Here is a 25,140-nt window from a genome sequence, read left to right on the forward strand (position 1 = left end):
GAACATTTGGGCGATTGGCGCAGCGGTAGCGCGCTTCCCTGACACGGAAGAGGTCACTGGTTCGATCCCAGTATCGCCCACCAAAGCAAGGAAACTTGCTTGATCCAGTACCACCGGCCCAGCCGGCATGGACTAAATGCGGACGTAGCTCAGCTGGTAGAGCACCACCTTGCCAAGGTGGATGTCGCGAGTTCGAATCTCGTCGTCCGCTCTGTTATTTACAATTCCACTCCGGATCCTTCCGGTGCGGGCGATTGGCGCAGCGGTAGCGCGCTTCCCTGACACGGAAGAGGTCACTGGTTCGATCCCAGTATCGCCCACCACAAAGCAGCTCTCCGGAGCTGCTTTTTTCTTGCCCGGATTCCGGGGCCAAAAATGTCGTGGGCACCCAAATAGGGCATCAGGACCCTAGACAGGTCGCGGCGCGTGCCCTTGGCACACCCGGGGTCCCGGGCTAGGATCGAAAGCGGAGGAGCGATCTGGCTCCGCGACAGAAGGGAGGTGCCCGTGGGTATTCTTGACGATCTAAAGGGCAAGGCTCAGCGACTGGTTGGTGGCAATGAACAGGCCATCAAGGACGGCATCGGCAAAGCCGGTGATTTCATCGACTCAAAGACCGGCGGAAAGTACGCCGATAAGATCGATACCGTCCAGAAAGGCGCAGCCGGCCTCGTGGACAAGGTCGACCCGAAGCCGCACCCGGCTCCGGTCGAAGAACCTCCCGTCGCCGGAGAGCCCCCTGTAACCGGTGAACCCCGGCAGCAGGGCCTCTAACCCAGGAACGTCAGCGAGGTGCCGGTCCCGCCGTGAGGCGGCGCCGGCACCTTTGGCGTTTAAGCGCAGCGTTTAAGGGCAACGTTTAAGGCTATGACGGTTCGTGGTTTTGCCCTTCCCGGGCGAGGGCCGTCAGACGCGACACCGCACGGAAGTACTTCTTGGTGTAGCCGCCGGTCATCATTTCCTCGGTAAAGAGCTGGTCGAACGGAACCCCGCTGGCGAGGATCGGAACGTCCTTGTCATAGAGCCGGTCCGCGAGCACCACGAACCGAAGGGCGACTGCCTGCTCAGTGATGGTTTCCACATCACGCCACACAACACCCTCGATGCCGGCCAGGAGCTGCCGGTACCGGCTGGGGTGGACGCCCGCCAGGTGGTTGATGAGGGTCTTGAAATCATCCCGGGCCACCGTCTTGCCATGGAACTCCGCCTGCATGTGGTGCGTCAGGTCTGCGTTCTTCAGCGGAGCCGGCGCTGCCGGGAGGCCGCGGTGGCGGAAGTCCTCGCCGTCGATCCTGACGACGTCGAACTGGTCTGCCAGCACCTGGATTTCACGCTGGAAATCGACGGCGGCGAACCGTCCGTCACCCAGCGAACCCGGAAGGGTGTTCGACGTCGCCGCCAGTTTGACGCCGGCATCGGCCAGTTCGCGCATCAGGCGGGACATCAGGACGGTGTCCCCCGGGTCGTCGAGTTCGAACTCGTCGATGCACACGAGCTTGTAGCTGCTGAGCGCCTCAACGGTCTTGCGGAAGGACAGCGCGCCCACCAGGTTGGTGTATTCGACGAAGGTGCCGAAGGCCTTGGGGCCGGGAGCCGCGTGCCACAGCGAGGCCAGCAGGTGGGTCTTGCCCACGCCGAAACCGCCGTCCAGGTAGATGCCGGCGCGGGAACTGTCCTTGTCCTTCTTGCCAAACAGCTTCTTGAAGAGTCCGGAGCTTCCGTTGGCGCCAACGCCGGTGGCGAAGGACTGCAGCGCCGTGACCGCCCCGGACTGGCTCGGCTGCGACGGATCGGGCCGGTAGCTTGCGAAGGAAACCTCTCCGAACCGCGGGGAGGGATAAAAACCCTTGAGGAGTTCATCCACGGAAACCGACGGTGTCCGCGCGGAGAGCTGTTCGATCTGTACCAAGGTGGTCCGTTCTGCTGGTCTCGTGTCCCCAGAAAGGATACCGGCAATGGGGCACCGGCCCCATTACGCGGTGCGCACACGTGACCAAGGCCATATTTCCCTCTGTGAACGCAGGGGCGCATAAGTGCCGGCCCGTGGCTAGTGTTGGAACTGGCCCGGCCGCAGCGACGCTTCCCGGTGGCATGGGTCCCCTGACCGTTTCAGTGAAAGGCCATCCCTGTGTCCTACCCCGTTGAACAGAACGAAAAGTTCGCCGAGTACGCGAACCCGGAACGCCTTGTGTCCACCGAATGGCTCGCAGAGGCCATTGAAAACGGCGCCGTCGCCGACGGCAAGCTCGTAGTGGTGGAGTCCGATGAGGATGTCCTGCTCTACGAAACCGGCCACATCCCGGGCGCCGTCAAGATCGACTGGCACACCGACCTGAACGATGAGGTCACCCGCGACTACGTCGACGGCAAAGCGTTTGCCGCCCTGGCCGCCGCCAAGGGCATCTCCCGCGATTCCACCGTGGTCATCTACGGCGACAAGTCCAACTGGTGGGCCGCCTATGCCCTGTGGGTCTTCACCCTCTTCGGCCACGAAGACGTCCGCCTGCTTGACGGCGGCCGAGACAAATGGATCGCCGAAGGCCACAAGCTGACCACCGACGTCACCGTCCCCTCCCCCGCCGAATACCCGGAGGTGGAGCGCAACGATGCCCCCATCCGAGCCTTCAAGGAAGACGTGCTGGCGCACTTCGGCAAGCCGCTGATCGACGTCCGCTCCCCCGAGGAATACAGCGGCCAGCGCACCCACATGCCGGCCTACCCTGAGGAAGGCGCCCTGCGCGGCGGCCACATCCCCACGGCCGCCTCGATCCCCTGGGCACGCGCGGCAGCCGGCGACGGCACGTACCGCAACCGGGCCGAGCTCGAGACCCTGTACCTGGGCGAGGCCGGCCTCAAGGAGGGCGACGACGTCGTGGCATACTGCCGCATCGGCGAGCGTTCCAGCCACACCTGGTTCGCCCTGAAGTACTTGCTGGGCTTCGAGACCGTGCGCAACTACGACGGTTCCTGGACCGAATGGGGCAACGCCGTCCGCGTGCCCATCACCAAGGGAACCGAACGCGGCACGGTACCGGCGTAAACTGGACTTGATGAATACCCAAGCCCTTCCCGCCGCGCTGGCGGAAATAGTTGACGACTTCCAGGCCCTGACCGAACCCGAGCGGCTGCAACTGCTACTGGAGTTCTCCCAGGGTCTCCCCGAGCTTCCGGACCGGTTGAAGGACCACCCGGAGCTTCTAGAGCAGGTAGTTGAGTGCCAGTCGCCGCTGTTCCTGACCATTGAGACGGAAAAGCACGACGCCGGTTCCCCGGACAGTGTGCGCCTGTACTTCAAGGCGCCGCCGGAAGCACCCACCACCCGCGGATTCGCCGGTGTCCTCTATGAAGGACTCAACGGCCTCACGGCGCCGGAGATCCTCTCGGTGCCGGATGACATGCCCGAGTTGCTGGGGCTCACCCGCGCCATCACTCCCCTGCGGATGCGGGGAATGACGGCCATGCTGGGACGCATCAAGCGCAAGGTGGCTGCCTCCGCCGCACTGAAGGCCTAGGCCGGAAGGCCCGGGCACCATATGGCGCGCAAACAGGCTTCACAGGGAACGCCGGCTACAGCAGCACTTGCTGCGGCCGGCGTTCCTTTCGTGCTGCATCCGTACAGCCACGATCCCTCGGCTGCCAGCTACGGGATGGAAGCGGCGGAAGTGCTGGGCGTGGATCCCGCAAAAGTCTTCAAGACGCTCATGGTGGACGTCGACGGCAGGCTCGCGGTGGGGATAGTCCCGGTGCACGGCAACCTGGACCTGAAGGCAATCGCGGCTGCACTGGGCGCCAAGAAGGCCGCCATGGCGGATCCTGCCACGGCGCAGCGCAGGACCGGGTACGTACTGGGCGGAATATCACCGCTGGGGCAGCGCCAGCCCTCGCCCACCGTCCTGGACGAGAGCGCCCTGGGCCAGGAAAGCATTCTGGTCTCCGGCGGCCGGCGCGGGCTGGACATCGAACTGGACCCGGACCACCTAGTCCGGCTCACCGGCGCCATCACCGCCCGCATCGGCACAGGCCCGAAAGCTACTCCGGACCGCTAGCGTCTGTCATATTAGCGTCCGTTCCGGACGGCACGGACTTCCGGGGGCGGGAGCCCGGGTTGGCCCGCGGGGCCAACTGACGCCGCAGCCAGGCGGTGACCAGGCCTTCCCAGCGCTCCGGATCGACGTTCCACTCCTTGGTATGGCGGGCGTCCTGGAACGACTCGAACGTGACCATCTCCGGGTTTTTTTCTGCAATGGTGGCCGATGGCCCGTAGGGCACATATTCGTCGTCAACGCTGTGCAGGATCAGTGTGGGAGTCCTGAGTTCCACGGCGCGGGAGACCCAGTCCATCGATTTCAGGTCCACGGGCGCCGCCAGTCCCGTCAGCCGCCGGCCCAGGCGGTGGCCCATCATCAGCTGCCCGTACCGCCCGACGGCGGACGGGATGCGGTTCAGCTGCGCATGGTGCGCCAGCACGTTCACCCAGTCGATGACCGGCGCATCGAGCACCATCGCCCGGATCAGGTGGTGGTGCCGTGAGAGGTCGGCCGTCTGCAGGCAGATCGCGCCGCCCATGGACCAGCCAAACAGCACCACTTCCCTGGCGCCGTTGGCGACGGCGAAAGTGATGGCTGCCTCGACGTCGCGCCATTCGGTGGACCCGAGGCCGTAGCGCCCGTCCGGGGCCGAAGGCGCCAGGCCGTCGTTGCGGTAGGAAATCACCAGGCTGGTCATGCCGAGAACCTGTGCCGGCCGGAGCGCCCGTAGGCATTCCTGCCGGCTTGCACCGCGTCCGTGGACCATGATGGCCCAGATGTCCGACGGCGCCGGCGCGCGCACCAGCCACGCCGGCGCAACACCGCCCTCGACGTCGACTTCAACGTCCTCGACCGGCAGCCCGATGGACGCCGGGTCCGGGTAGGAAGCCCCGCTCCAGTAGCCGCGGCGGGCGGTGGTGAGGTCGCCGGAATAGACTGCTTCGACCTCGCGCAGGACGGTGCGTTCCGCGGGTGAGTACGAAAGGATCCTGCCAATCCGTGCGTGCCCGCGGCCGCCGTCGAAGATCAGCCCGTAGGTGCCCTCAACCGTGGTGTCTTCGGTGGCGGCAAGGATGACCTGGAGTCCGTCCGCGGCCCGGATGACAGCCAGCACTTCCTGGTTCTCATCCCGGACCCGCACGGGCGTGATGACCCGCCGGGCGAAATAGAGGGCGAGGGCAGAGGACCCTGCACCCAGCAGTCCCGCGGCGGCACCTCCGGCGATTACGCCGCCCACGGCCCATTTGGCGCTGGCGGACATGCCCGCCTCGGGGGTGCCCTGGACCCGGTCCAAGGCACGGGGCGGATTCGTCGGAGTGGCCGGGCGCAGCCCCGGAATTGATGCCATGGATCCATTCTTACTGCTGCCGGCCCTCCGATCATATTCGGGCACACCGCCGGCGGCCGGAGGCCCGGACGAAATCCGTGCGGGAAGGTCAGGCCGGGACTAGGCTGGGGTCATGAGCGATCCAATCGTCATTTTGACAGAAGAGCCGCTGGGTGCGGACGACCGCGTGAACATCGAACGCCTGGTGGACGGGGGTGACGCGCCCCTCCTGGTGCTGGTGCCGGCCAACACGGAACGGCACCTGCTGGTGGACTTCCTCGAAAACCTGTCCCTCCTGGACGTCGCCAAAGCTTTCCGGGAGCTGACTTCCCATGCCCCGGATCCCGCCACCGAACGCGCTGCCGCCGCCGAAACGCTGGCGGTATCGCTTAACGCGCTGGCCGGAATCGGCGGCGGCGTCACCGGCGAAGTGGTGGAGGGCGGGGCCGTGCAAGGACTGGTGGCCAAGGTCAAGGAAGTCGGCGCCGGCCAGGCGGTCGTCATCACACGCCCCCATGCCATCGCGGACACCTTCCATACCGACTGGGCCAACAAGGCCCAGGACCAGCTGGGACTTCCCGTGCTGCACCTGTATGCCGGTTCGGGATTTATCGGCGACTCCTGAGCGTTGTTGAAACCATGAGCATCTTTAGCAACAAGCCAAAAGTCGCGCCCGTCCAGGTTCCCGGCGACGGATCCGCCGCGGAAAACAGCACTCCGCGGATTGAAAAGACAGATGAGCAATGGCGGCAGGAGCTGACACCGGAGGAGTACCGGGTGCTCCGGCAGGCGGGGACCGAGCGCCCCTACACCGGCAAGTACACGGATACCCACACGGCAGGTGTCTACAACTGCCGCGCCTGCGGAGCCGAACTGTTTACCAGCAATGAGAAGTTCGATTCGCACTGCGGCTGGCCGTCCTTCTGGGCACCGCTCGCAGACGGAACCGTCCGCTACATCCATGACCGCACCATGGGCATGGACCGTGTGGAGGTCCGCTGCGCAAGCTGCGATTCGCACCTGGGCCACGTGTTCGAGGGCGAGGGCTACGGCACACCCACGGACCAACGCTTCTGCATCAACTCCGTCTCGCTGACGCTCGTTTCAGCGGACGACGCCGAAAAGTAAGCGCCGCCAGACGTCTCTGCAAGGACCCGCCCCCGCTATGGCTGGGGCGGGTCTGCTCAACCACTTGCACCAGTCTTTCTTATGCTCGGGCTAATTTTGCATTAGGAGCTCTGATTGCTTGCTACGCTCGCCGTAGAAGCTCCAAGCAACCCAGAAAGGCGATCGCCGACGATGACCACGACCGCTCTCACCGCACACGCTCCGCTCACCGCAAACCACCCCGAGTGGGTGAGGCTCAAAGCTGCCGCGACGGCAATCCAGGCCCTGCAGGCCCAGGACGGCTCGGTCCCGGACGCCGCTGACCACGAAGCCGCTGCCGCGCACGTCGGCACCATCTGCGCGGCCGTGGAAGCGCTGGCTCCGTCCTTTGCGCACGACTCCCGGTACCTCGAGCTCCTGGTGAGCGACTTCGGCCGCTGGGCCTCCAACGGCTTCGGGGTGCCGGACTTCCTCGACTCGCTGCTCGCCTTCCAGCCGCAGCAGCACCGCATCGACGGGCTGCAGCACCTGGTGGTCTTCCCCATGTACACCCAGAACGGCAGCAGCAGCCGCCTTGTGGAAGCAGTCCTGATCGAGGTCATCTGGCCGGAGTTCATCGCCGGACTCGAGGAGGGCGAGTATTCCAACAAGCTCTTCGTTCCCATCCGCTTCCTGGACTTCACCCCCGGCTACAACACCAACTCGGCCGTGCTGTTCCCGGAAACCGTGGCGGTCCGGGAAACCCCGACGTTCACCTGGGGTGCCATCTTCGCGGACCGGGAAGCAGCCCGCTTCCGCCGGGTCCTCGGAGCTGCTGCCGACATCACCCGCCTGGAGCTCCCCGCCGAAGCCGCCGAGCTCCTGGAGAACCAAAAGCTCACCCAGGAAACGTTCGTGATGTGGGACCTGATCCACGACCGCACCCACATGCGCGGCGACCTCCCCTTCGATCCCTTCATGATCAAACAGCGCATGCCGTACTTCCTGTACTCACTGGAGGAACTCCGCTGCGACCTGACGGCCTTCCGCGAATCGGTGAAGATCGAAAAGGACGAGGAGGCGGACCCGGAAGCACGCCGGCACGCCAAGCTGGTCCAGTACGCCGTCATCTTCGACCGGATTTTCCGCTTCGCCATCACCGGCAGCCGCGTACGCAACTACGACGGCCTCGGCGGACAGCTGCTGTTCGCCTGGATGCACCAGCACCGCGTCCTGCACTGGACCGACAGCAAGCTCAGCATCGACTGGGACGAAGTTGCCGACGTCGTGGTGGAACTCGGCGCCAGGATCGAGGAGCTCTACTGGCGCTCCATCGACCGCCCCAAGATGGCCCACTGGCTGGCCGCGTACGAACTGATCGCCGGGACCGTCACGCCGAACCCGTCCTCCGTCTGGGCCAAGGGTCCGGACGCGCTGCCGCTGGCCGGGCCGCCCCGCGGCCTGACGGACCAGGTGCTCGATGACGAATTCCCGCTGTCGATGTTCTATGAAGCCCTCGAAAAGAAGATGCGCCCCGTCATCGAATCAACAGCCGGCATCACCGGTTCTTCAGCCACCGGCACCGGCATCAACACGCTGGCCATGAACGCCGGATGAGTGCCGGACGCCCCTTGAACGTGGTGGTCACGGGCGGCAGCGGGCCGTCCGGGATCGCCACGGCACGCGCGCTGCGCGAAGCCGGCCATACGGTCTTTACGGTCGGTTCGGACGGTCCCCGGATTGAGGCTGCCGCCGCGGAAGCGGGCGACGGCGTCATCCCCCTCGTCTGCGACCTCGCCAACCTGGCAGACGTCCGGGCGCTGCACGCCACCATTTCCGCCACTGCCGGAAGGATCGACGGCGTCATCCACCTGGTGGGCGGCTGGCGCGGCGCCCAGGGCATCACCGACCAGACCGACGAGGACTGGGACTTCCTGGAACGCAGCGCCCTCACCACCGTGCGGAATGTCACCAGGGTGTTTTACGACGACCTCGCAGCCTCGGAGGCCGGCCGGTTCGCCATGGTCACTTCCACGGCCGTTGCAACCCCGACGGCGTCCGGTGCGAGTTATGCTGCGGCGAAGGCGGCCGCCGAGGCATGGACCCTTGCGGTTGCCGAAGGCTTCAGCAAGGGGACGCACAGCGCCGCCGTCATCTTCGTGGCAAAAGGCCTCGTGGACGCCGGGATGCGTGCCCGGTCCCCCGAACGCAGCTTCCCCGGCTTCACCGACGTTTCGGACCTGGCGGCTGCCGCCGTCGGACTTTTTACCACCCCGGCGGCGGAACTGAACGGCCGGCGGCTGGTTCTTAGCCGATAACGGCCCACATCCCTAGACTGAAAGCGTGACCAAAGCGATGACAACCACAGTTGAAACTGCCCCTGCCGCCACCGCGGCGCGGCTCCACGACCCTGCCGTGCGGGGGTTCGCCTCGGACAACTATTCCGGCGTGCACCCCGAAGTCCTGGCTGCCCTGGCTGCCGCCAATGAGGGGCACCAGGTCTCCTACGGCGAAGACGACTACACCGCTCGGCTGCAGGTGCTCATGGAGGAGCACTTCGGCGCCGGCATCGAATGCTTCCCCGTCTTCAACGGAACAGGCGCCAACGTCCTCTCACTTCAGTCCCTGCTCCCCCGCTGGGGCGCAGTGATCTGTGCGTCGACGGCGCACATCAACATGGACGAGAACGGCGCCCCGGAGCGGATCGGCGGCATCAAGCTGCTGCAGGTCCCCACCACCGACGGAAAGCTCACCCCCGAGTTGATCGACAGGGAAGCCTGGGGCTGGGGCGACGAGCACCGCGCCCAGCCGCTGGCCGTCTCCATCACCCAGACCACCGAACTGGGCACCTGCTACACGCCGGAGGAGGTCCGCGCCATCGCGGACCACGTCCATGCCAAGGGCATGAAGCTCCACATGGACGGCGCCCGGCTGGCCAACGCCGCAGCCCACCTCGACGTGCCGCTCCGGGCGTTCACGCGCGACGCCGGTGTGGACATCCTCTCCTTCGGCGGCACCAAGAACGGACTGCTGTTCGGTGAGGTGGTGGTGGCACTCAACCCCGACGCCGCGCACGGCCTGGTCTACCTCCGCAAGATGAACATGCAGCTGGCCTCCAAAATGAGGTTCATGTCCGCCCAGTTCATCGCGATGCTCGAGGGCGACCTCTGGCTGCGGTCGGCCCGGCACGCGAACGCCATGGCTGCCCGGCTGCGCGCTGCCGTGGACGGGATCGACGGCGTGGAACCCACGCAGAAGACGGAATCCAACGGCGTGTTCGCCGTACTGCCCGAGGGCGTGGCCGACCGGCTGCGTGAATCCTTCCGCTTCTACGACTGGAATGAAGCTGCGAGGGAAGTCCGCTGGATGTGCTCCTTCGACACCAGTGAAGAGGACGTGGATTCGTTTGTCGCTGCCATCAAGCGGGAGTTGGCGGCCCGTTGAGCGGGCGCACGGGGCGGCGAGCCTGCCGGGTTCGACGCCACCTTTTGCGTAACCTGCCAATGTGAACGCACTCGCCCAGGTTCCCGCGGAGTTCCTTACCGCGTTGGAATCCCTACGAAAAGCACGGTGCCGCGGTGAGCTGCACCTGGACGAGATCCCCGCGCCGTCCAGGCTGGCCCCCTTCGCAGTGGCCCTGGGCGCGGAGGTCATAGGCCCTGTTCCGGGGCCGGCCCCCGCCGCCGTGCACGGACCGGTTTCCGCCGCACTGGTGCGGGCCGCAGGAACCGTCGGTGAGGACGCCGAGGAACTCGCCACCGGACGGTTCATCCTGCTCTACGATCCCGACGGCTCGGCGGTGTGGGACGGCGAGTTCCGGATCGTCACCTACATCCGTGCCCAGCTGGAGGCGGAGATGGGCAACGACGAAATGCTGGGCTCGGTTGCGTGGACCTGGCTCGTGGAGGCACTGGAGAACCACAACGCGCCCTACCGTGCGGCGGGCGGAACAGCCACCCGGATCCTGTCTGAAAGCTTCGGCACCCTCGCCGACAGGCCCGGTTCCATCGACATCGAGCTGCGGGCGTCCTGGACCCCTGCGGGGCCCGATATCCGCTCCCATCTGGAGGCGTGGTCGGACATGGTCTGCACCTTCGCCGGGCTCCCGCCGCTGCCCGAGGGCGTATCCGCCCTGCCCCGCAGGCGGCGCAACTGACCATGGCGGACCACGGCGGGACGCCCTGCAGCGCGATGTCGGTAAACTGAAGGCATCATGACCCCTCAAAATCCGGAACACACCACGGCCGGCGTCCCGGCTGCTGACATTACTCCCCACATCACGGTGGAAGGCTTCGACAGTCTGGTCCCCGAGGTCATCGACCTGGATTCCCCCCGCGACGGAGTGCCGCTAGTCATTGAAACCCCGGCCGGGTTGGAGCGTTGCGCGGCCGCCATTGCCGCCGGGACCGGCCCGGCAGGGGTGGATGCGGAACGCGCTTCGGGCTTCCGCTACGGGCAACGGGCCTTCCTCGTCCAGATCCGGCGCGAAGGCTCGGGAACGTGGCTCATCGACCCGGAACCCTTCGGGGACCTGCGGATCATCAACGACGCCCTCGAGGGCGTCGAATGGATCCTGCACGCGGCGAGCCAGGACCTTCCGTGCCTGTCGGAGCTTGGCATGTGGCCCCACAAACTCTTCGATACCGAACTGGCCGCGCGGCTTGCCGGCCTGCCGCGGGTGGGTCTCGCGGCTGTCATCGAGCAACTCCTGGGCTTCGGCCTCGCCAAGGAGCATTCAGCCGCCGACTGGTCCACCCGTCCGCTCCCGGAACCCTGGCTTCGTTACGCGGCCCTCGACGTTGAGGTCCTCACCGAACTGCGCGAGGAACTCATCGAACTGCTCCAGGCCGACGGGAAGCTTGAATTCGCCGAACAGGAGTTCGCCGCCATCCTCGCGGCCGGACTCGCCCCGCCGCGCGTGGATCCCTGGCGCAAGACCTCGGGGCTGCACCAGATCAGGGACCGCCGGCAGCTGGCGGCGGTCCGTGAGATGTGGCTGGAGCGCGACTCCCTGGCCCGCAAGCGCGACGTCGCTCCCGGCCGGCTCATCCCCGACTCTTCGCTGGTGGCAGCCGCCAAGGCCATGCCCACCACCGTTCCACAGCTGCTGGGAACCAAGGGCTTCCACGGCCGTGCCGCGCAGCGCGAGGCTCCGCGCTGGCTGCGGTGCATCGCGACAGCCAGGAGCATGGAGGAACTGCCGCCGTTGCACCTGCCCACGAATGCTCCGCCGCCTCCGCGCGTCTGGGCGGACAGGGACCCGGCTGCGGCCGAACGCCTGACGACCGCCAGGCCGCTGCTCCAGGACAAAGCCGACGAACTGAACCTCCCTGTCGAAAACCTGCTCACGCCCGACTTCCTCCGCCGGGTGGCATGGCGTCCGCCGGCGGAGCTCAACGAAGAGGCGATCGCCGAAGAGCTCAGCGAACTGGGTGCCCGGCCGTGGCAGATCGAGCTGACGGCCCCCCTGATCACTGCCGCCTTCCTCAATCCGCAGCCGCTGCCCCCCAAGGAACCGAAGGAGCCCCGGGCCGCGCCCGGAACCGCGAGCTAGGCTTCCCGGACCTCACTCGGCGGGCCGCATCGACCTGCCCGCCGGGGCCGGACAACAACCGTCGCGCGGGTCCTTGCCAGCTAAGTTACTCACGAGTAACATTGGAATCAATGCCGCCCGGATTGCCGCTGCCACTGGCGCGCGTCCGGCACCAATGTCTCGATGAGGAGTATCACGTGAGCCAGCCCCGCCACAGCGGAGAACAAAGCAGCGGAACCCACAGCAGTGGAAGGAACAGGACCGTCCGCGACGTCGTCTTTGTGGACGGTGTCCGCACCCCGTTCGGCCGCGCGGGCGAAAAGGGCATCTACGCCGGAACCCGCGCCGATGACCTCGTGGTCAAGTGCATCCGCGAACTCATGCGCCGCAACCCTTCCCTCCCGGCCGACCGCATTGACGAGGTGGCAGTAGCCGCCACCACCCAGACCGGCGACCAGGGGCTCACCATCGGCCGCACGGCGGCCCTCCTGGCCGGACTCCCCCGCACCGTCCCCGGCTTCGCCGTGGACCGCATGTGCGCCGGCGCGATGACCGCCGTCACCACCACTGCCAGCGGCATCGCTTTCGGAGCGTACGACGTCGTCATCGCCGGAGGAGTGGAACATATGGGCAACCACCCGATGGGCGAGGGCGCCGATCCCAATCCGCGGTTCATGTCCGAGCGCCTCGTGGACCCCGCCGCCCTGAACATGGGAAACACCGCCGAGAACCTGCACGACCGTTTCCCGGCCATCACCAAGGACCGCACGGACGCCTACGCCGTGGCATCCCAGGACAAACTGGCGGCGGCCTACGGAAAGGGCCAGATCCAGCCGGACCTGGTGCCGGTGGCCACCATGAAGCCCGGGCAGGGCTGGACGGTCAACACCGTTGACGAACCGCCCCGGCCGGGAACCTCCCTCGAGGACCTTGCCGCGCTGCGCACGCCTTTCCGCCCCCACGGCCGGGTGACCGCCGGCAATGCCGCCGGTCTGAACGACGGCGCGACGGCGGCCCTGCTCGCCTCCGCGGAGGCCGCGGCGGAGCTTGGGCTGCCGGTGAAAATGCGCCTGGTCAGCTACGCCTTTGCCGGCGTGGAGCCCGAAGTCATGGGCATCGGACCGGTCCCCGCCACGGAAAAGGCGCTGAAGAACGCAGGCCTGGACATCTCGGACATCGGGCTGTTCGAAATCAACGAGGCATTCGCCGTCCAGGTGTTGAGCTTCCTGGACCACTTCGGCATTGCCGACGACGATCCCCGCGTCAACCGCTACGGCGGTGCGATCGCCGTCGGGCATCCGCTGGCCTCCTCCGGAGTGCGGCTGATGAACCAGCTGGCGCGCCAGTTCGAGGAGGACCCGTCGGTCCGTTTCGGCATGACCACCATGTGCATCGGCCTGGGCATGGGCGCCACCGTCATCTGGGAAAACCCTCGTCACTCGGAATACACAGACTACAGCGGCGCCGTGTCGCCCGCCGATGACACCGCCAGCACCGATCCCGCCATCACCCAGACTGAAGGAGCAGCAGCATGAGCGCCGCCGATTTCCGCAAGCTTGCCGACCTTTTCCCTGACGAGGCCGTCACGCACTCCTATGTCCAGGACATCGAGCTGCCGGCTGCCGCCGGCAAGCCGAGCCCGGGAACGTTCGCGCTGATCACCCTGGACAACGGCTTTGACCACTCCAAGCCCACCACGCTGGGCCCGAATACCCTGGTGGAACTGGGTACGGTCCTGGAGGGCCTCAAGGACCGGGCCGCCCGCGGCGAGATTGTGGGCGTCGGCGTGACCGGCAAGCCCTATTACCTCGTGGCCGGCGCGGACCTGTCCGCCGTGAAGTCCCTGAACCACCGGGACCACGGACTCTGGATGGCGCAGCTCGGCCACGACGTCTACGCCACCCTCGCCAACCTGGGCGTGCCCAGCTTCGCCTTCATCAACGGCGTGGCCCTGGGCGGCGGCCTGGAGATCGCCCTGCAGTCCACTTACCGGACGGTGTCCACCGGCGCCGGTGCCCTGGCGCTTCCCGAAGCCTTCCTCGGCCTGGTGCCCGGCTGGGGCGGCGTTTACATCCTTCCGAGGCTGATCGGACCGGAGAACGCCGTCAAGGTGATGATCGAGAATCCGCTCAGCAACAACCGGACGCTCACCGGTCCGCAGGCCTTCAGCCTGGGCATCGCCGACGCCATGTTCGAACCGGCCGACTTCGTGGAGCAGTCCCTCGCCTGGGCGGCCGACGTCATTTCCGGCGAGGTCGCCCCGAAGCGGCCCAACGCCGTCGAGCCTTCCGATCCGGAGGTTGCCGGCCGCTGGACGGCGGCCGTTGCCGCCGGACGGGCCTTCGTGGAGGCCAAGACGTCCAATGCCTCGCCCGCGCCGGCCGAAGTGCTGGACATCATGGAGGCCAACCGGACCATGAGCCAGACGGAATCGGCAGCACTCGAATGCGAGACCCTGGCCGGACTCATGCAGACCGACGAATTCCGCTCCACGGTGTACGCCTTCCTGGACCTCGTCCAAAAGCGTTCCAAGCGCCCGGCGGGGGCACCTGACCGCAAGCTGGCCCGGCCGGTGACCAAGGTGGGCGTGGTGGGCGCAGGCCTGATGGCCAGCCAGCTGGCGCTGCTCTTCGCCCGGCAGCTGAAGGTGCCGGTGGTCATGACGGACATCGACCAGGACCGCGTGGACAAGGGTGTGGGCTACGTCCACGCCGAAGTGGACAAGATGCTCGCGAAGAAGCGGCTCAGTGCTGACGCCGCCAACCGCACCAAGGCACTTGTGACGGGCTCGGTTTCCAAGGCGGCGTTCGCCGACGCCGACTTCGTCATCGAGGCCGTGTTTGAGGAACTGAACGTCAAGAAGCAGGTGTTCGCGGAGGTGGAGGCGATTGTCTCCCCCGAGTGCATCCTGGCCACGAACACGTCCTCACTGTCTGTCACTGCCATGGCTGAGGACCTGAAGCACCCTGAGCGTCTGGTGGGCTTCCACTTCTTCAACCCGGTGGCCGTGATGCCGCTGCTGGAGATCGTCCGGGCGCCAAAGACCGACGACGCCGTGCTGGCCACCGCGTTCGAACTTGCCAAGGGCCTGAAGAAGACCGCCGTCCTGGTCAAGGACGCCGCCGCGTTTGTGGTCAACCGCATCCTGCTGCGCCTCATGGGCGAAGTGACCGCGGCGTTCGACGAGGGAACTCCGGCGGACGTGGCCGACAACGCGCTGCGGACCATGGGGCTGCCCATGACGCCGTTTACGCTCGGTGCGATGGTTGGCCTGCCCGTGGCGCAGCACGTGCAGGAATCCCTGCATGCCGCGTTCGGGGACCGCTTCAGCGTTTCGCAGAACCTGCAAAAGCTGATCGACAACGGCGTAAAATCCATCTGGGCCCTGCAGAACGGGGTGCCGGAAAAGGGACCGGACGGAAAGCCGTTCATCCCCGCCGACACGCTGGCGCTGCTGTCCTTCGGCACCTCCCCCTCCACCGGGGAGGAAGTCCTCCGCCGCACGCAGGATGCGCTGGCGGAGGAAATCGGACTCATGCTGGAAGAAGGCGTGGTGGCAGGTCCGGAAGACATCGACCTCTGCATGATCCTCGGAGCCGGCTGGCCGATGTTCCTCGGGGGCATCACCCCCTACCTGGACCGCGTCGGGGCCTCCGAACGGGTCAACGGCAGGAAGTTCCTCGCTCCCGGCGTAGCCTCCGCGGCAGTTCCGGCCTAGGGCCACGGGGCAGCAGTCCACCCCCACTGCCCAACCGACGGCGCCGCCGCCCGCACCTTATCCGGTGCGGGCGGCGGCGTTTCTGCGTTCGGTGCTGCTGCGTGTGAACGAGACGTCAGTCCACTGTGGCCGTATCGGGGTTGAAATAGGCCCTCGCAGACGGCGCCCAGAGAAGACCCGCTGCCACCAGGCCAAAGACGAACGGCAGGCCCGATGACGCCAGGACACCGAGCAACATCACCAGCATCTGGCCCACGCCCGGAGCCCCGGGTTGGGTCTGGCTCGCCCACCCGGCCACCACGCTGAACCCCAGCATCGCCAGGCCCGCCAGTTGAAATCCCACGATGACGGGGCGCACGCCCCGCTTCCCGCGACGGAGTGCCAGTGCGGCTACGATATCGGCCACACTCACCAGGAACGCGACCGACCACATGGCAAGGCCCGGCGCCGCGGTCCGCAGACTCACCATACCCAGCATTCCCAACAGGAAAAAGAGCCCTGCACCCGCCAACAGCGTTCCGAGGATGCCCACGATCAGCAGGATCCTGATGGCAGCCGTCACGGGTGCGGGCTTGTCCGTGACGACCGGCACCGGGGGCGTTGAACTCATAGCGGTAAGCCTAGGTGGCCGACAGAGGCGGCCGTAGGGCCGGAGTGCCCGGCAACATTCAAACCTCCCGGAGCGTGCCGTCCCGCAGTTCGAGGACCCGGTGGGCCGTGGCCCGGGCATAGGCGAGCTCGTGCGTGACCATAACGACGGCTGCACCACGCTCGGCCGCCGCGCCAAGCGCCTCATCCAGGCGTTCGAGGCCGTGGCGGTCCAGGCCCACGGTGGGCTCGTCCAGGGCGATGAGGACCGGTTCCCGGGCCAGGACCGTGGCAAGGGCGAGGAGCCGCTGCCGGGACGCCGGAAGCTCATGCGGATGGGCCGCCAGCTGGTCACCGAGTCCGACGGCGGCCAGCGCCGCCCGCGCGGCCGCTTCCGCCGCCGCACCGACCTTCCGCTCCAGGCCAAACAGCACCTCGCGCAGTACCGTTCGCTCAAAGAGCTGGTCCCGCGGATGCTGGAAGAGCAGGCCCACCCGGTCCGCCACACGCCCCGTCGGAATGCCGGCGATGTCCTTGCCCTCGATCCGGACGGCCCCCCGCATTGGGCGGAGCAGGCCGTTGAGATGCCTCAGCAGCGTTGACTTGCCGGCTCCGTTCGGACCCGTCACGGCGACGACCTGTCCGGCAGCCACTGCGAGGCTGAGATCGCCCAGCCCGCCCGGACCCGTCTTTCCCCTGCCTGCCGGGTAGCCAAAACTGAGACGGTCCAGTTCCAGGACGGCAGCAGCGGGATTTTCCGTTCCGGGACCGGCAGCGGCCAACTGCCGGTCAACGGTCCGGCAGCGCAGGCCGGAACCGTCGTCCGCCGGCGCGGGAACCACAACGCCGGACTGCAGCAGCGCGGGGCTGCCCGCCAGCTCGCCGGGGGTGCCGCGTGCGGTGACCGTGCCGCCGTCGAGCACCAGCCAGCGGGTGGCTGACATCGCCAGGTCGTCCACGGCCTGGCCCAGGACAACGACGGCGGTGCCGGCGTCCAGAAGCCGACGGACCAGCGCACGCACCGAGGCTGAGCCTGCGGCATCCAGCGAGCCCAGCGGTTCATCGAGCACCAGCACTCCGGGGCGCGTCATGGCGGAACAGGCCACCGCGAGCCGCCGCAGTTCGCCGCCGGAGAGGGTGGCCGGATCGCGTTCCAGCAGCCCGGTCAGTCCGGCGGATTCGGCGGCACGCAACACCTCCGCGTGCATCAAGGTCCTGTCCATGCCCCGGTTCTCGAGGCCGAACGCCAGCTCCTCGGCCACTGTGGACCCCACGGTGGACAACAGGGCTGCGGCATCCTGCGGCACGAACCCCACCTGATCGGACCAGAGGGCCGCGTCAATCCGTGGGTCGTCCGGCGTGCCGTGAAAAACGAGGGGCCCGCCGTCCCCCGGTGCCGCGTACCTGCCCGAATCAGACAGGTCGGAAGCACGCAGGTCGGAAGTACGCAGGTGCAGGCTGCCTTTGAACTGTCCGGAGTTCCCGCCGGACAGCCAGCCGGCCAGCAGCCGGCCGAGGGTGGACTTGCCGCTGCCGGAACCGCCCAGCACGGCAGTGAGCGTACCCGGTGCCGCAACAACCTCGACGTCGTGGAGAACGGACGCGTCCTCGCCGTGATAGCTGAAGGCTTCAATCCGGGCCTCGAGCAGGGCCACACTCCTCATCCCGGCACTCCGCCTGGCCACAGCATTGCGAACCCCTGGAGCGGGAACCCCGGGAGCTCGGGCCACTGTCCGGAGAGCCGCAGCGCCACCGCGGCTGCGGCCAGCAGCAGGGCGACGGCCCGGAATGCCCGTTGGGCAGCAGTATCCGGCACGTCCCGGTAGCTGGTGCGGGTCCGGCTGCCGTTGAAGCCCCGGGCATCCAGCGCCTGTGCCCGCTCACCGGCATCCTCGATGAGCGAGAGGACCAGCGGAACCATCTGCAGCCGGGCGGCCGCCAGCCGCCGCAGCGGTCCGCCTCCCAGCACCAGTCCCCGGGATTCCTGGGCCTGCCGGATCCGCGCCAGCTTTCGGCTGATGGCCGGTGCCAGCGTCAGGGTGGATGCCAGGACGTAGCCGAACTGCGGGGGCACGCGCCGCGCCGCCATCACCGCCACCAGGTCCGGCACACGGACGGTGAACGAAAAGAGCAGGAAGACCATGACGTATGCGGCCGTCCGCGCACCCATGTCCAGCGCGAAACCCAGGCCCTCCGCCGTGACCCTGGCTGCGCCCCAGTCCGCCAGGACCGTCCTGCCCTCGGGAAAGAACAGCCCGTGCATGACCAGAAGCGACAGCCAGAACGGTGCCAGGATCACCGCGGCCGCCGGCGCCAGCCGGCCGGCCACCCCGGACCGCACTGCCAGCATCGCGCAGGCGAGGGCAACGGCGAGGGAAACGGCCCAGCTGGACACCGCCGTCGTGATTGCTGCGGCCGCGACGGCAGCGGCGAGTGCGGTCAGGGGGTTGGGCGCGGCGGGAGGGTTCAGTCGGGCAGGCACGGAATCAGGCGTCCGGCGCTTCCCGCTTCTTGCCTGCGAGCACGTTGAAGCGGCGGACGAAGGCGAACTGCAGCGTGGTCCGGCGCGGCAGCGCGTACGCCAGTATCGCGACGACGGCGAAGACAATGGCCTTGTCCATGGGGTCCGAAATGAGCGCCTGCTTGGTGATGGCCGCCAGCAGGGTATCGCCCATGGCCCGGAAAGCGCTGACAATCGCGCCGGTCCCGACACCGGAGGTGCCGCCGAAGACGAAAGCCGCGATCGGTGCGGAGACGACGCCGGCCAGGATGCCCGTCACGAAGCCTGCCACCGGGGCCAGGTAGAAGCGGCGGAACAGCCCGTAGCGGGCGGCGAGGCCCGCCAGGAAACCGATGAGCGCCGCACCGGCGGCGAAGGGCAGCACGGTGGGGTTGATGAAGGACCACACGACGCTGCTGAGGGCGCCCGTTGCGGCTCCGGCGGCCGGACCGGCCAGGACGGCAATGAGCACTGTGCCGATCGCGTCGAAGTAGAACGGCAGTCCGGTGGAGCCCATGATCTGCCCGAGGGCGATGTTGAGGACGAGTGCCACCGGAATCAGCACGAGTGTGGAGGTGGGGAGGGTGGGGAGCACACCGATGATCAGGAGGATGGCTCCCAGCAGGAAACCGCCCAGGGCCACGAGGGTGGATCCGCCCGCCAACCCGTTGGTGATGTCCGCGGGCTGCGTCAGGACGAGGAAAATGAAGGTTGCCGCAATGGACACCGCACCAAGGATTTCAAGCAGGCGGCGGTTGCGGACCGCCGCCTGTCCAGGGGCGGGCAGGGTCCGGGATTGCTGTGACATGGCTGTTCCTTTGGCTGTGGGCTGCGTTCCTCGGGTACACGGACTTGGGTACACCGGTACCGGGATCGGCAAACGTGCGCCTATGTCACCTCGGCGCAGCTACCATCTTAGGGCAGTCGCCCTGCCAGCGCCCCCACTGATTCGATGAGCTCATCAAAGCACTGCTTCGGATTGTTCGACATCACAATCCGGGCGTTGGGCGGCAGGCCCCACAGCCCCCGGTAGTCCGCCACGGTGGTGCCCATCAGCAGCGGGGATACGGTTTCGACGTCCACCGTGGCCAGCGCAGTGGCCACGTCCGTCCGCCCCACCGCCACGCAGGCGGCGAAAGCGTCGTGCACGTGGGCCACGAAGCCCTGGTCGTAGAGCCGATGGAACTCCATGTAGAAACGGATGGCGTCCGAGAGGCACGCCACCAAGGGGTTTCCGGATGTGCTGCGGAGCCCCTCAGGCTGGTCCGGAAGGACGGGTTCCGGACCGGCGCCCGCGGCCTCGGCCAGGCGCTGCAGGTGTTCGGGCCGCATCTCGATCAGTTCGGTGGTCTCCAGCGCGCACACCACCGGCAGCTTGTCCTCCGGGAGTCCCCGGTAGGCGGCAAACACTTCCTTCGCGGCGTGCGGATCGACCGAAACGTTCCATTCTGCCGTCGGGGTGGTGTTGCCCTGGTAGTAGAAGCAGCCGCCCATGATCACCAGCCCCTTGAGCAGGTGCGGCAGGTCCGGTTCCCGGCGGAGGGCCAGGGCAAAGTTGGTCAGCGGACCGGTGATGAGTCCGGTGATCTCGCCGGGGTGCTTGCGCACCTCGTCCACCCAGACGTCGACGGCGTGCCGGGCCGAGATCTGTTGTGCGGGCGGCGGCAGTTCCGCGTAGCCGATCCCCTGCGGCCCGTGGGTTTCCTCAGTGGTGACAAGCGGGATTTCCAGCGGCACTTCAGCGCCGATGGCCACCTCGATTCCCGGCTTGCCACATAGCTCCAGGAGGGCCAGGTTGTTGAGCGCCACCTGCCGGGCGCCCACGTTTCCTGCGGTGCAGGTGATGGCATGCACCCGGACTTCGGGGCGGGACAGGAGGTACACCAGGGCCAGGGCGTCGTCGATCCCGGTGTCCACGTCCATCAGGACTGAATGCATCAGAAGAGTGCCACCTTGGGCGCACGGGGGAAGATCTCATCGAGCCGGGCAAGTTCGTCGGCAGCAGGCACCCAGGCCACGGCGGCGGCGTTCTCGCGGACCTGTTCCGGCTTCGTGGCGCCCGCGATCACGCTGCTGACGGACGGCTGGGCCGCCAGCCAGGAGAACGCCACCTGAATTTCGGTGAGGTTGCGCTCTGCGGCGAACGCGCTGAACTTCTCCAGCTGGTCCCAGTCGGCGTCGTGGACCAGGTTGGTGCGGGTGTGGCTGAGGCGGGAGCCTTCCGGAGCTTTGCCGGGCGCATACTTGCCGGTCAGCAGTCCGTTGGCCAGCGGGAAGTAGGGCAGCACGCCCAGGCCGTAGGCTTCTGCGGCGGGCGTGATTTCGGCTTCTGCGCGGCGGTCCAGCAGGTTGTAGTGGTTCTGGGTGGACACAAAGCGAGAACCTCCGCGGGCGCGGGCAACGAATTCGGCCTCGGCCACCTGCCAGCCGGCCCGGTTGGAGTGCCCGAGGTAGCGGACCTTGCCGCTGGTGACGAGGTCGTCCAGGGCGGCAAGTGTCTCGTCGATGGGCGTCAGCGGGTCCGGGGTGTGGAACTGGTAGAGGTCGATCCAGTCGGTGCCGAGCCGCCGCAGCGAGGCTTCGGCGGCCTTGACGATGTAGCGCCGTGATCCGCGGGCCCCGAAGTCGTTGCCGTTGGCTCCGCGCATGTCCATGCCGAACTTCGTGGCCACAATAGCGTCACCGCGCCGGCCTGCAAGGGCTTTGCCCAGCATGGTCTCGCTGAGTCCGGGCTCCCGGCCGTAGGTGTCCGCGACGTCAAAGAGCGTAATGCCGGCGTCCAGGGCGGCATGCACGACGGCGTCGGTCCCCTCCTGCGACTCCGTCACGGTATTGGCCCGGCCGAGATTGTTGCAGCCGAGGCCAACAACGGAGACGGTCAATCCGGATTTTCCAAGGCGGCGGTATTCAGTCATGAATTCAGCCTATAACGGCCGCAATACAGGTCCGGACGCAGCCCTTCGGGGCTGCGTCCGGACCGTGGCCGGAGGCCGGAAGCCGTGTCAGGTGGCGGGGAACTCGAGTCCGTGCTCGTCCATGGCGTCCTGGAGCTGTGCCATGGTCTTGACGCCCATTCCGTGCAACTTCAACAATTCCCGCTGGGGGTACTGGACCACCTGTTCCAAGGTTTCCAGCCCCGCGTGGGCCATGGCCCGGCGGGCAGGCGCGCCGATTCCGCGGGGAATCGGGGTGTGGCCTGGTTGAACGGATTTTGGCGCCATAGCGGTTGCCTCCCAGTCAGTCGGTTGCCCCCTCTTAGAGAGTAAAGCCCGAAGCCGGTTTCGGCGAGTGCTTCAGCTTAAAGGCCTCTGGTGCCCCGAACGGCGCAGCCCCGATGCTGAGCTTGGTGAAGTCCAGGTCCTCGCCGCGGATGCAGACTTTGATGGCATTGACGGCCTTGTTGACGTCGGGGCAGAGGCAAAAGATGTTGAGTTTGGCATCGCCGAATTCTGACCGCTCCACGGTGCCGAGTCCGCGCCAGGCAAGGTGGCTGATGAGGGCGTCCTTGGCCTTTTCCTCCAGGTAGCGGTCACGGTCGGTGCCGTCCTTGGTTTTCAGTGCGTACTGCGCAACCACCCAGAACTGCTCTTCGTCGGCAATCTCGGCGTAGCCGTCCTCGGCGCACTGCACCGCGAAGGCGTCCATGAGGCCTTCGGCGGCTCCGGCATCGGCGACGTCCGTTTCGTCCGTCTTGCTCTGGTGCCCGACCACGCCGTGGTTCATGACGAATTGGCTGTAGTCCTCATCGAACCAGGCTTCCCGGAACAGCAGGACCCCTTCGTCGTCTCGTTTGTAGACCCTGATAATTCCGCTCATGCCCGTCCTCTCCTGAACCACTCGGCGTCTGTGCCGTCGAACGGTGCCTGCTGTGCCTTCACGGCCTGGTAAAGCTGTTCTGTCTCCCGGAGCATGCGGTCCACGAGGTCCCGCGGATACTCCATACGCACCTGGTGCTCGGCGAATTCGTCTTCGTCGTCGATGTAGACGCCACGGGTCACGGACCGGATGACGTCCAGGTCCATATCGATCACGTGGAACTCCAGCGTGCCGGGCCGGAGGACGTTCCAGCCGTGGCCCACGGCGAGGTCCACGTACACCCGGAAGTCCCCGGGGTAGGTGTCGTCGTAGAACGTCGCCACGTAGTCGCCGGTCCGCGGAACAAGCAGGACCGCGTCGGACCGGGCGTGGAAAGCCGCTCCGGGCCGCGAAATGAACGATCCCTTGGGCTGGAAGATCCACCAGCCATGGCTGTCGGCGCCGAGGTAGCTGCCCGGTACCACCCAGTGCGCGCCACCGTCCCATTTGCGGTTCCGCGCCACCACCAGGTCTCCCGGTGCCAGGTCCCCGGGAGGTTCGGCCTCGTGCGGGATCACAGTTTTGGCAGGCTACCCGTAGTCGGGTGTTCCTGGCCGGGCAGGGGACGGGCGAAAGGCACCTTGGTCCCCAGGACCTGGGCAACGACGTCGTGCGTGATCTGGCGGGCCGTCAAACCGACCCGTTCCAGCACCTGCGCACGCGTGCCGTGGTCCAGGAACTCCACCGGCAGGCCCACCTCGTTGAGGGCGGTGTCAACGCCCGCGGCGCGCATTTCCTGCCGGATGCGTGAACCCACACCGCCGGCGCGGACGCCGTCCTCGATGCAGATGACCAGGCGGTGGCGGGCAGCCAGCGCAATGATGGACTTCCGGACCGGCAGCAGCCAGCGGGGGTCCACCACCGTGGAGCTGATGCCTTGGGCGCCCAGCCGGTTGGAGACATCCAGTGCGAGCTCGGACATGGCGCCCACACTCACGATCAGCACGTCGTTTTCGCTGGAGCCAGCGGGACGGCGGGCCAGCACGTCCACGCCGTCGCCCAGGCGCTCCAGCGCTTCCACTTCGGCGCCTACGCTGCCCTTGGAATAGCGGACAACAGAGGGCGCGTCCTTGATGGCCACGGCTTCGCGGAGTTCTTCGCGGAGCCTTGTGGCGTCGCGTGGCGCTGCCAGGTGGAGCCCCGGGACGATCTGGACCATGGCCATGTCCCACATGCCGTGGTGGCTGGCGCCGTCAGGCCCTGTCACGCCGGCGCGGTCCAGCACGATGGTGACGCCGGCCCGGTGCAGGGCAACGTCCATGAGCAGCTGGTCGAAGGCGCGGTTCAGGAAGGTCGCGTAGACGGCGACGACGGGGTGGAGCCCGCCGAAGGCCATGCCGGCGGCAGAGGTCAGCGCGTGCTGCTCGGCGATGCCGACGTCGAAGACGCGTTCCGGGTGCCGTGCGGCGAATTTGTGCAGGCCCACCGGAATGAGCATGGCACCGGTAATACCCACGATGTCCTGGCGTTCATCGGCGATCGCGGCGATTTCGTCGGCGAAGACCGATGTCCAGGACTGGGCGCCGCCCGCCTCGGTGGGCTCCCCGGTTTCGGGATCGATGATGCCGACGGCGTGGAACTGGTCGGCTTCGTGCGCGCGTGCCGGCGCGTAGCCGTGGCCCTTTTCGGTCATCGCGTGCACAATGACCGGACCGGCGTAGTTCTTCGCGGTCGAGAGGGCGTGCTCCATGGCCTGGAGGTTGTGTCCGTCCACCGGGCCGATGTACTTCATGCCCAGGTCCTCGAACATGCCCTGCGGCGCCCACCAGTCCTTGATGCCCTTCTTCATGGCATGCAGGCTCCGGTAGGTGAACTGCCCCACGGGTCCGCCGTTTTGGAGCTTCCGCTTCCACCAGTCCAGGGTGCCCTCGTAGGCCGGGGCCGCGCGGAACGAATCGATGGTGGGACGCAGGGATGCCAGGTAGTCGGCGAAGCCGCCGACGGTTGCCGCGTAGGAACGGCCGTTGTCGTTGACCACGATCACGACGCGGCGCTTCTTGTCCGCTGCGATGTTGTTGATCGCTTCCCAGGCCATGCCGCCGGTGAGGGCGCCGTCGCCCACCACGGCAATCACGTAGCGGTCACCGTCGCCGGTCAGCTGCCGGGCGCGGGAGATGCCGTCGGCCCAGGACAGCGAAGAGGAGGCGTGGGAGCTTTCCACGATGTCATGCTCGGACTCCGCACGGTCCGGGTAGCCGGACATGCCGCCTTCCTGGCGGAGCGTGCTGAAGTCCTGGCGTCCGGTGAGGAGCTTGTGGACATACGACTGGTGCCCGGTATCAAAGACAATGCTGTCCCGGGGGGAATCGAAAATACGGTGCACGGCCATGGTCAGTTCCACAACGCCGAGGTTCGGTCCGAGGTGGCCACCCGTCTGCGACACGTTGCCGATCAGGAAACTCCTGACCTCCGCAGCCAGCTGGGTCAGCTGTTCTTCGGTCAACTTGCTCAGGTCCTGCGGATTCCGGATGGTGTCCAAAATTCCCAACGGGGCCTCCTTCGGGT

At 67.1% G+C, this 25,140-nt stretch carries 25 protein-coding genes and 3 tRNA genes; 16 read left to right on the plus strand and 12 right to left on the minus strand.

What is annotated here, in order from left to right; all coding sequences use genetic code 11:
* The first annotated feature begins 8 nt into the window (after positions 1-8).
* The 4 genes from BS38_RS0110730 (at position 9) to BS38_RS0110745 (ending at position 774) form a co-directional block, all read left to right on the plus strand.
* Positions 9-83 (plus strand) — tRNA-Val (locus BS38_RS0110730).
* Positions 84-138: 55 nt separating this feature from the next.
* Positions 139-211 (plus strand) — tRNA-Gly (locus BS38_RS0110735).
* A 37-nt stretch (positions 212-248) separates the two neighbouring features.
* Positions 249-323 (plus strand) — tRNA-Val (locus BS38_RS0110740).
* Positions 324-507: 184 nt separating this feature from the next.
* Positions 508-774, plus strand: a complete 267-nt coding sequence (locus BS38_RS0110745; RefSeq protein ID WP_028270796.1) for an antitoxin — start codon at positions 508-510, stop codon at positions 772-774.
* Positions 775-865: 91 nt separating this feature from the next.
* Here the strand turns inward: BS38_RS0110745 and zapE are convergent, their stop codons facing one another.
* The gene (gene zapE, locus BS38_RS0110750) at positions 866-1,909 is read right to left on the minus strand and encodes a cell division protein ZapE (protein ID WP_028270797.1); all 1,044 of its coding nucleotides are present in this window, start codon (positions 1,907-1,909) and stop codon (positions 866-868) included.
* Positions 1,910-2,128: 219 nt separating this feature from the next.
* On the opposite strand from zapE, the gene BS38_RS0110755 reads away from it, so the two are divergent.
* The 3 genes from BS38_RS0110755 to ybaK are packed head-to-tail and all read left to right on the plus strand — an operon-like array spanning position 2,129 to position 4,046.
* A complete protein-coding gene (locus BS38_RS0110755; RefSeq protein ID WP_028270798.1) occupies positions 2,129-3,040 on the plus strand; it encodes a sulfurtransferase in 912 nt (303 codons plus the stop codon).
* 10 nt (positions 3,041-3,050) lie between these two features.
* Positions 3,051-3,512, plus strand: coding sequence for a SufE family protein (locus tag BS38_RS0110760; protein ID WP_028270799.1), 462 nt, complete (start codon positions 3,051-3,053; stop codon positions 3,510-3,512).
* A gap of 21 nt (positions 3,513-3,533) precedes the next feature.
* Positions 3,534-4,046 carry a Cys-tRNA(Pro) deacylase gene (gene ybaK, locus BS38_RS0110765; protein WP_028270800.1) on the plus strand — a complete coding sequence of 171 codons (513 nt, stop codon included), beginning with the start codon at positions 3,534-3,536 and terminating at the stop codon, positions 4,044-4,046.
* Here the strand turns inward: ybaK and BS38_RS24945 are convergent.
* Positions 4,030-5,289, minus strand: coding sequence for an alpha/beta hydrolase family protein (locus tag BS38_RS24945; protein ID WP_051628854.1), 1,260 nt, complete (start codon positions 5,287-5,289; stop codon positions 4,030-4,032). The genes ybaK and BS38_RS24945 overlap by 17 nt on opposite strands.
* A 199-nt stretch (positions 5,290-5,488) precedes the next feature.
* Here BS38_RS24945 and BS38_RS0110775 point away from each other — a divergent pair, with 199 nt between their 5' ends.
* From BS38_RS0110775 to BS38_RS0110815, 9 genes are all read left to right on the plus strand, one after another.
* Complete coding sequence (locus tag BS38_RS0110775) at positions 5,489-5,980, plus strand: hypothetical protein (RefSeq protein ID WP_028270801.1); 492 nt, start codon at positions 5,489-5,491, stop codon at positions 5,978-5,980.
* A 14-nt stretch (positions 5,981-5,994) separates the two neighbouring features.
* Positions 5,995-6,483 (plus strand): peptide-methionine (R)-S-oxide reductase MsrB, encoded by a 489-nt coding sequence (msrB, locus tag BS38_RS0110780; RefSeq protein WP_028270802.1) that lies wholly within the window; start codon positions 5,995-5,997, stop codon positions 6,481-6,483.
* A 171-nt stretch (positions 6,484-6,654) separates the two neighbouring features.
* On the plus strand, positions 6,655-8,058 hold the full coding sequence (locus tag BS38_RS24950; RefSeq protein ID WP_043438365.1) for a DUF6421 family protein: 1,404 nt from the start codon (positions 6,655-6,657) through the stop codon (positions 8,056-8,058).
* Positions 8,055-8,759: an SDR family oxidoreductase gene (locus BS38_RS0110790; protein WP_028270803.1), complete on the plus strand. Its 705-nt coding sequence runs from the start codon at positions 8,055-8,057 to the stop codon at positions 8,757-8,759. The genes BS38_RS24950 and BS38_RS0110790 overlap by 4 nt, the downstream gene beginning before the upstream one ends.
* A 37-nt stretch (positions 8,760-8,796) precedes the next feature.
* Positions 8,797-9,885: a threonine aldolase family protein gene (locus tag BS38_RS0110795; protein WP_028270804.1), complete on the plus strand. Its 1,089-nt coding sequence runs from the start codon at positions 8,797-8,799 to the stop codon at positions 9,883-9,885.
* 61 nt (positions 9,886-9,946) lie between these two features.
* A complete protein-coding gene (locus BS38_RS0110800; protein ID WP_028270805.1) occupies positions 9,947-10,597 on the plus strand; it encodes a DUF3000 domain-containing protein in 651 nt (216 codons plus the stop codon).
* Between the two features lie 57 nt (positions 10,598-10,654).
* Complete coding sequence (locus tag BS38_RS0110805; protein WP_028270806.1) at positions 10,655-11,995, plus strand: HRDC domain-containing protein; 1,341 nt, start codon at positions 10,655-10,657, stop codon at positions 11,993-11,995.
* Between the two features lie 176 nt (positions 11,996-12,171).
* Positions 12,172-13,509 carry a thiolase family protein gene (locus tag BS38_RS0110810; RefSeq protein WP_028270807.1) on the plus strand — a complete coding sequence of 446 codons (1,338 nt, stop codon included), beginning with the start codon at positions 12,172-12,174 and terminating at the stop codon, positions 13,507-13,509.
* The gene (locus BS38_RS0110815; protein WP_028270808.1) at positions 13,506-15,692 is read left to right on the plus strand and encodes a 3-hydroxyacyl-CoA dehydrogenase NAD-binding domain-containing protein; all 2,187 of its coding nucleotides are present in this window, start codon (positions 13,506-13,508) and stop codon (positions 15,690-15,692) included. Before BS38_RS0110810 ends, BS38_RS0110815 begins: the two co-directional genes overlap by 4 nt.
* Positions 15,693-15,807: 115 nt before the next feature.
* On the opposite strand, the gene BS38_RS0110820 is transcribed toward BS38_RS0110815, so the two are convergent.
* The 10 genes from BS38_RS0110820 to dxs form a co-directional block, all read right to left on the minus strand.
* Entirely contained in the window at positions 15,808-16,302 is a 495-nt protein-coding gene (locus tag BS38_RS0110820) for a hypothetical protein (RefSeq protein ID WP_156037108.1), read from the minus strand.
* 58 nt (positions 16,303-16,360) lie between these two features.
* Positions 16,361-17,944: an ABC transporter ATP-binding protein gene (locus tag BS38_RS0110825; protein WP_028270810.1), complete on the minus strand. Its 1,584-nt coding sequence runs from the start codon at positions 17,942-17,944 to the stop codon at positions 16,361-16,363.
* Positions 17,941-18,762, minus strand: a complete 822-nt coding sequence (locus BS38_RS0110830) for an energy-coupling factor transporter transmembrane component T (RefSeq protein WP_028270811.1) — start codon at positions 18,760-18,762, stop codon at positions 17,941-17,943. The genes BS38_RS0110825 and BS38_RS0110830 overlap by 4 nt, the downstream gene beginning before the upstream one ends.
* 4 nt (positions 18,763-18,766) lie before the next feature.
* Positions 18,767-19,588, minus strand: a complete 822-nt coding sequence (locus tag BS38_RS0110835) for a hypothetical protein (protein WP_028270812.1) — start codon at positions 19,586-19,588, stop codon at positions 18,767-18,769.
* Between the two features lie 107 nt (positions 19,589-19,695).
* On the minus strand, positions 19,696-20,718 hold the full coding sequence (locus BS38_RS0110840) for a nucleoside hydrolase (RefSeq protein WP_028270813.1): 1,023 nt from the start codon (positions 20,716-20,718) through the stop codon (positions 19,696-19,698).
* Positions 20,718-21,695 carry an aldo/keto reductase gene (locus tag BS38_RS0110845; protein WP_028270814.1) on the minus strand — a complete coding sequence of 326 codons (978 nt, stop codon included), beginning with the start codon at positions 21,693-21,695 and terminating at the stop codon, positions 20,718-20,720. The genes BS38_RS0110840 and BS38_RS0110845 overlap by 1 nt, the downstream gene beginning before the upstream one ends.
* Before the next feature lie 87 nt (positions 21,696-21,782).
* A complete protein-coding gene (locus BS38_RS0110850; RefSeq protein WP_028270815.1) occupies positions 21,783-22,001 on the minus strand; it encodes a hypothetical protein in 219 nt (72 codons plus the stop codon).
* A gap of 34 nt (positions 22,002-22,035) precedes the next feature.
* Positions 22,036-22,596 carry a hypothetical protein gene (locus tag BS38_RS0110855; RefSeq protein ID WP_028270816.1) on the minus strand — a complete coding sequence of 187 codons (561 nt, stop codon included), beginning with the start codon at positions 22,594-22,596 and terminating at the stop codon, positions 22,036-22,038.
* The gene (locus BS38_RS0110860; protein ID WP_028270817.1) at positions 22,593-23,153 is read right to left on the minus strand and encodes a DUF402 domain-containing protein; all 561 of its coding nucleotides are present in this window, start codon (positions 23,151-23,153) and stop codon (positions 22,593-22,595) included. The genes BS38_RS0110855 and BS38_RS0110860 overlap by 4 nt, the downstream gene beginning before the upstream one ends.
* On the minus strand, positions 23,150-25,123 hold the full coding sequence (gene dxs, locus BS38_RS0110865) for a 1-deoxy-D-xylulose-5-phosphate synthase (RefSeq protein ID WP_028270818.1): 1,974 nt from the start codon (positions 25,121-25,123) through the stop codon (positions 23,150-23,152). The genes BS38_RS0110860 and dxs overlap by 4 nt, the downstream gene beginning before the upstream one ends.
* Positions 25,124-25,140: the final 17 nt, after the last annotated feature.

The organism is Arthrobacter sp. UNC362MFTsu5.1, from assembly GCF_000685965.1.
Taxonomy (GTDB): Bacteria; Actinomycetota; Actinomycetes; order Actinomycetales; family Micrococcaceae; genus Arthrobacter.

Coding starts and splice junctions, on each gene's coding strand:
- BS38_RS0110760 (WP_028270799.1), top strand. CDS start 3,051: ATGAATACCCAAGCCCTTCCCGCCGCGCTGGCGGAAATAGTTGACGAC.
- BS38_RS0110805 (WP_028270806.1), top strand. CDS start 10,655: ATGACCCCTCAAAATCCGGAACACACCACGGCCGGCGTCCCGGCTGCT.
- BS38_RS0110850 (WP_028270815.1), bottom strand. CDS start 22,001: ATGGCGCCAAAATCCGTTCAACCAGGCCACACCCCGATTCCCCGCGGA.
- BS38_RS0110820 (WP_156037108.1), bottom strand. CDS start 16,302: ATGAGTTCAACGCCCCCGGTGCCGGTCGTCACGGACAAGCCCGCACCC.
- BS38_RS0110825 (WP_028270810.1), bottom strand. CDS start 17,944: ATGAGGAGTGTGGCCCTGCTCGAGGCCCGGATTGAAGCCTTCAGCTAT.
- BS38_RS0110835 (WP_028270812.1), bottom strand. CDS start 19,588: ATGTCACAGCAATCCCGGACCCTGCCCGCCCCTGGACAGGCGGCGGTC.
- BS38_RS0110815 (WP_028270808.1), top strand. CDS start 13,506: ATGAGCGCCGCCGATTTCCGCAAGCTTGCCGACCTTTTCCCTGACGAG.
- BS38_RS0110840 (WP_028270813.1), bottom strand. CDS start 20,718: ATGCATTCAGTCCTGATGGACGTGGACACCGGGATCGACGACGCCCTG.
- BS38_RS0110855 (WP_028270816.1), bottom strand. CDS start 22,596: ATGAGCGGAATTATCAGGGTCTACAAACGAGACGACGAAGGGGTCCTG.
- BS38_RS0110775 (WP_028270801.1), top strand. CDS start 5,489: ATGAGCGATCCAATCGTCATTTTGACAGAAGAGCCGCTGGGTGCGGAC.
- BS38_RS0110795 (WP_028270804.1), top strand. CDS start 8,797: ATGACAACCACAGTTGAAACTGCCCCTGCCGCCACCGCGGCGCGGCTC.
- BS38_RS24945 (WP_051628854.1), bottom strand. CDS start 5,289: ATGTCCGCCAGCGCCAAATGGGCCGTGGGCGGCGTAATCGCCGGAGGT.
- ybaK (WP_028270800.1), top strand. CDS start 3,534: ATGGCGCGCAAACAGGCTTCACAGGGAACGCCGGCTACAGCAGCACTT.
- msrB (WP_028270802.1), top strand. CDS start 5,995: ATGAGCATCTTTAGCAACAAGCCAAAAGTCGCGCCCGTCCAGGTTCCC.
- BS38_RS0110845 (WP_028270814.1), bottom strand. CDS start 21,695: ATGACTGAATACCGCCGCCTTGGAAAATCCGGATTGACCGTCTCCGTT.
- BS38_RS0110790 (WP_028270803.1), top strand. CDS start 8,055: ATGAGTGCCGGACGCCCCTTGAACGTGGTGGTCACGGGCGGCAGCGGG.
- BS38_RS24950 (WP_043438365.1), top strand. CDS start 6,655: ATGACCACGACCGCTCTCACCGCACACGCTCCGCTCACCGCAAACCAC.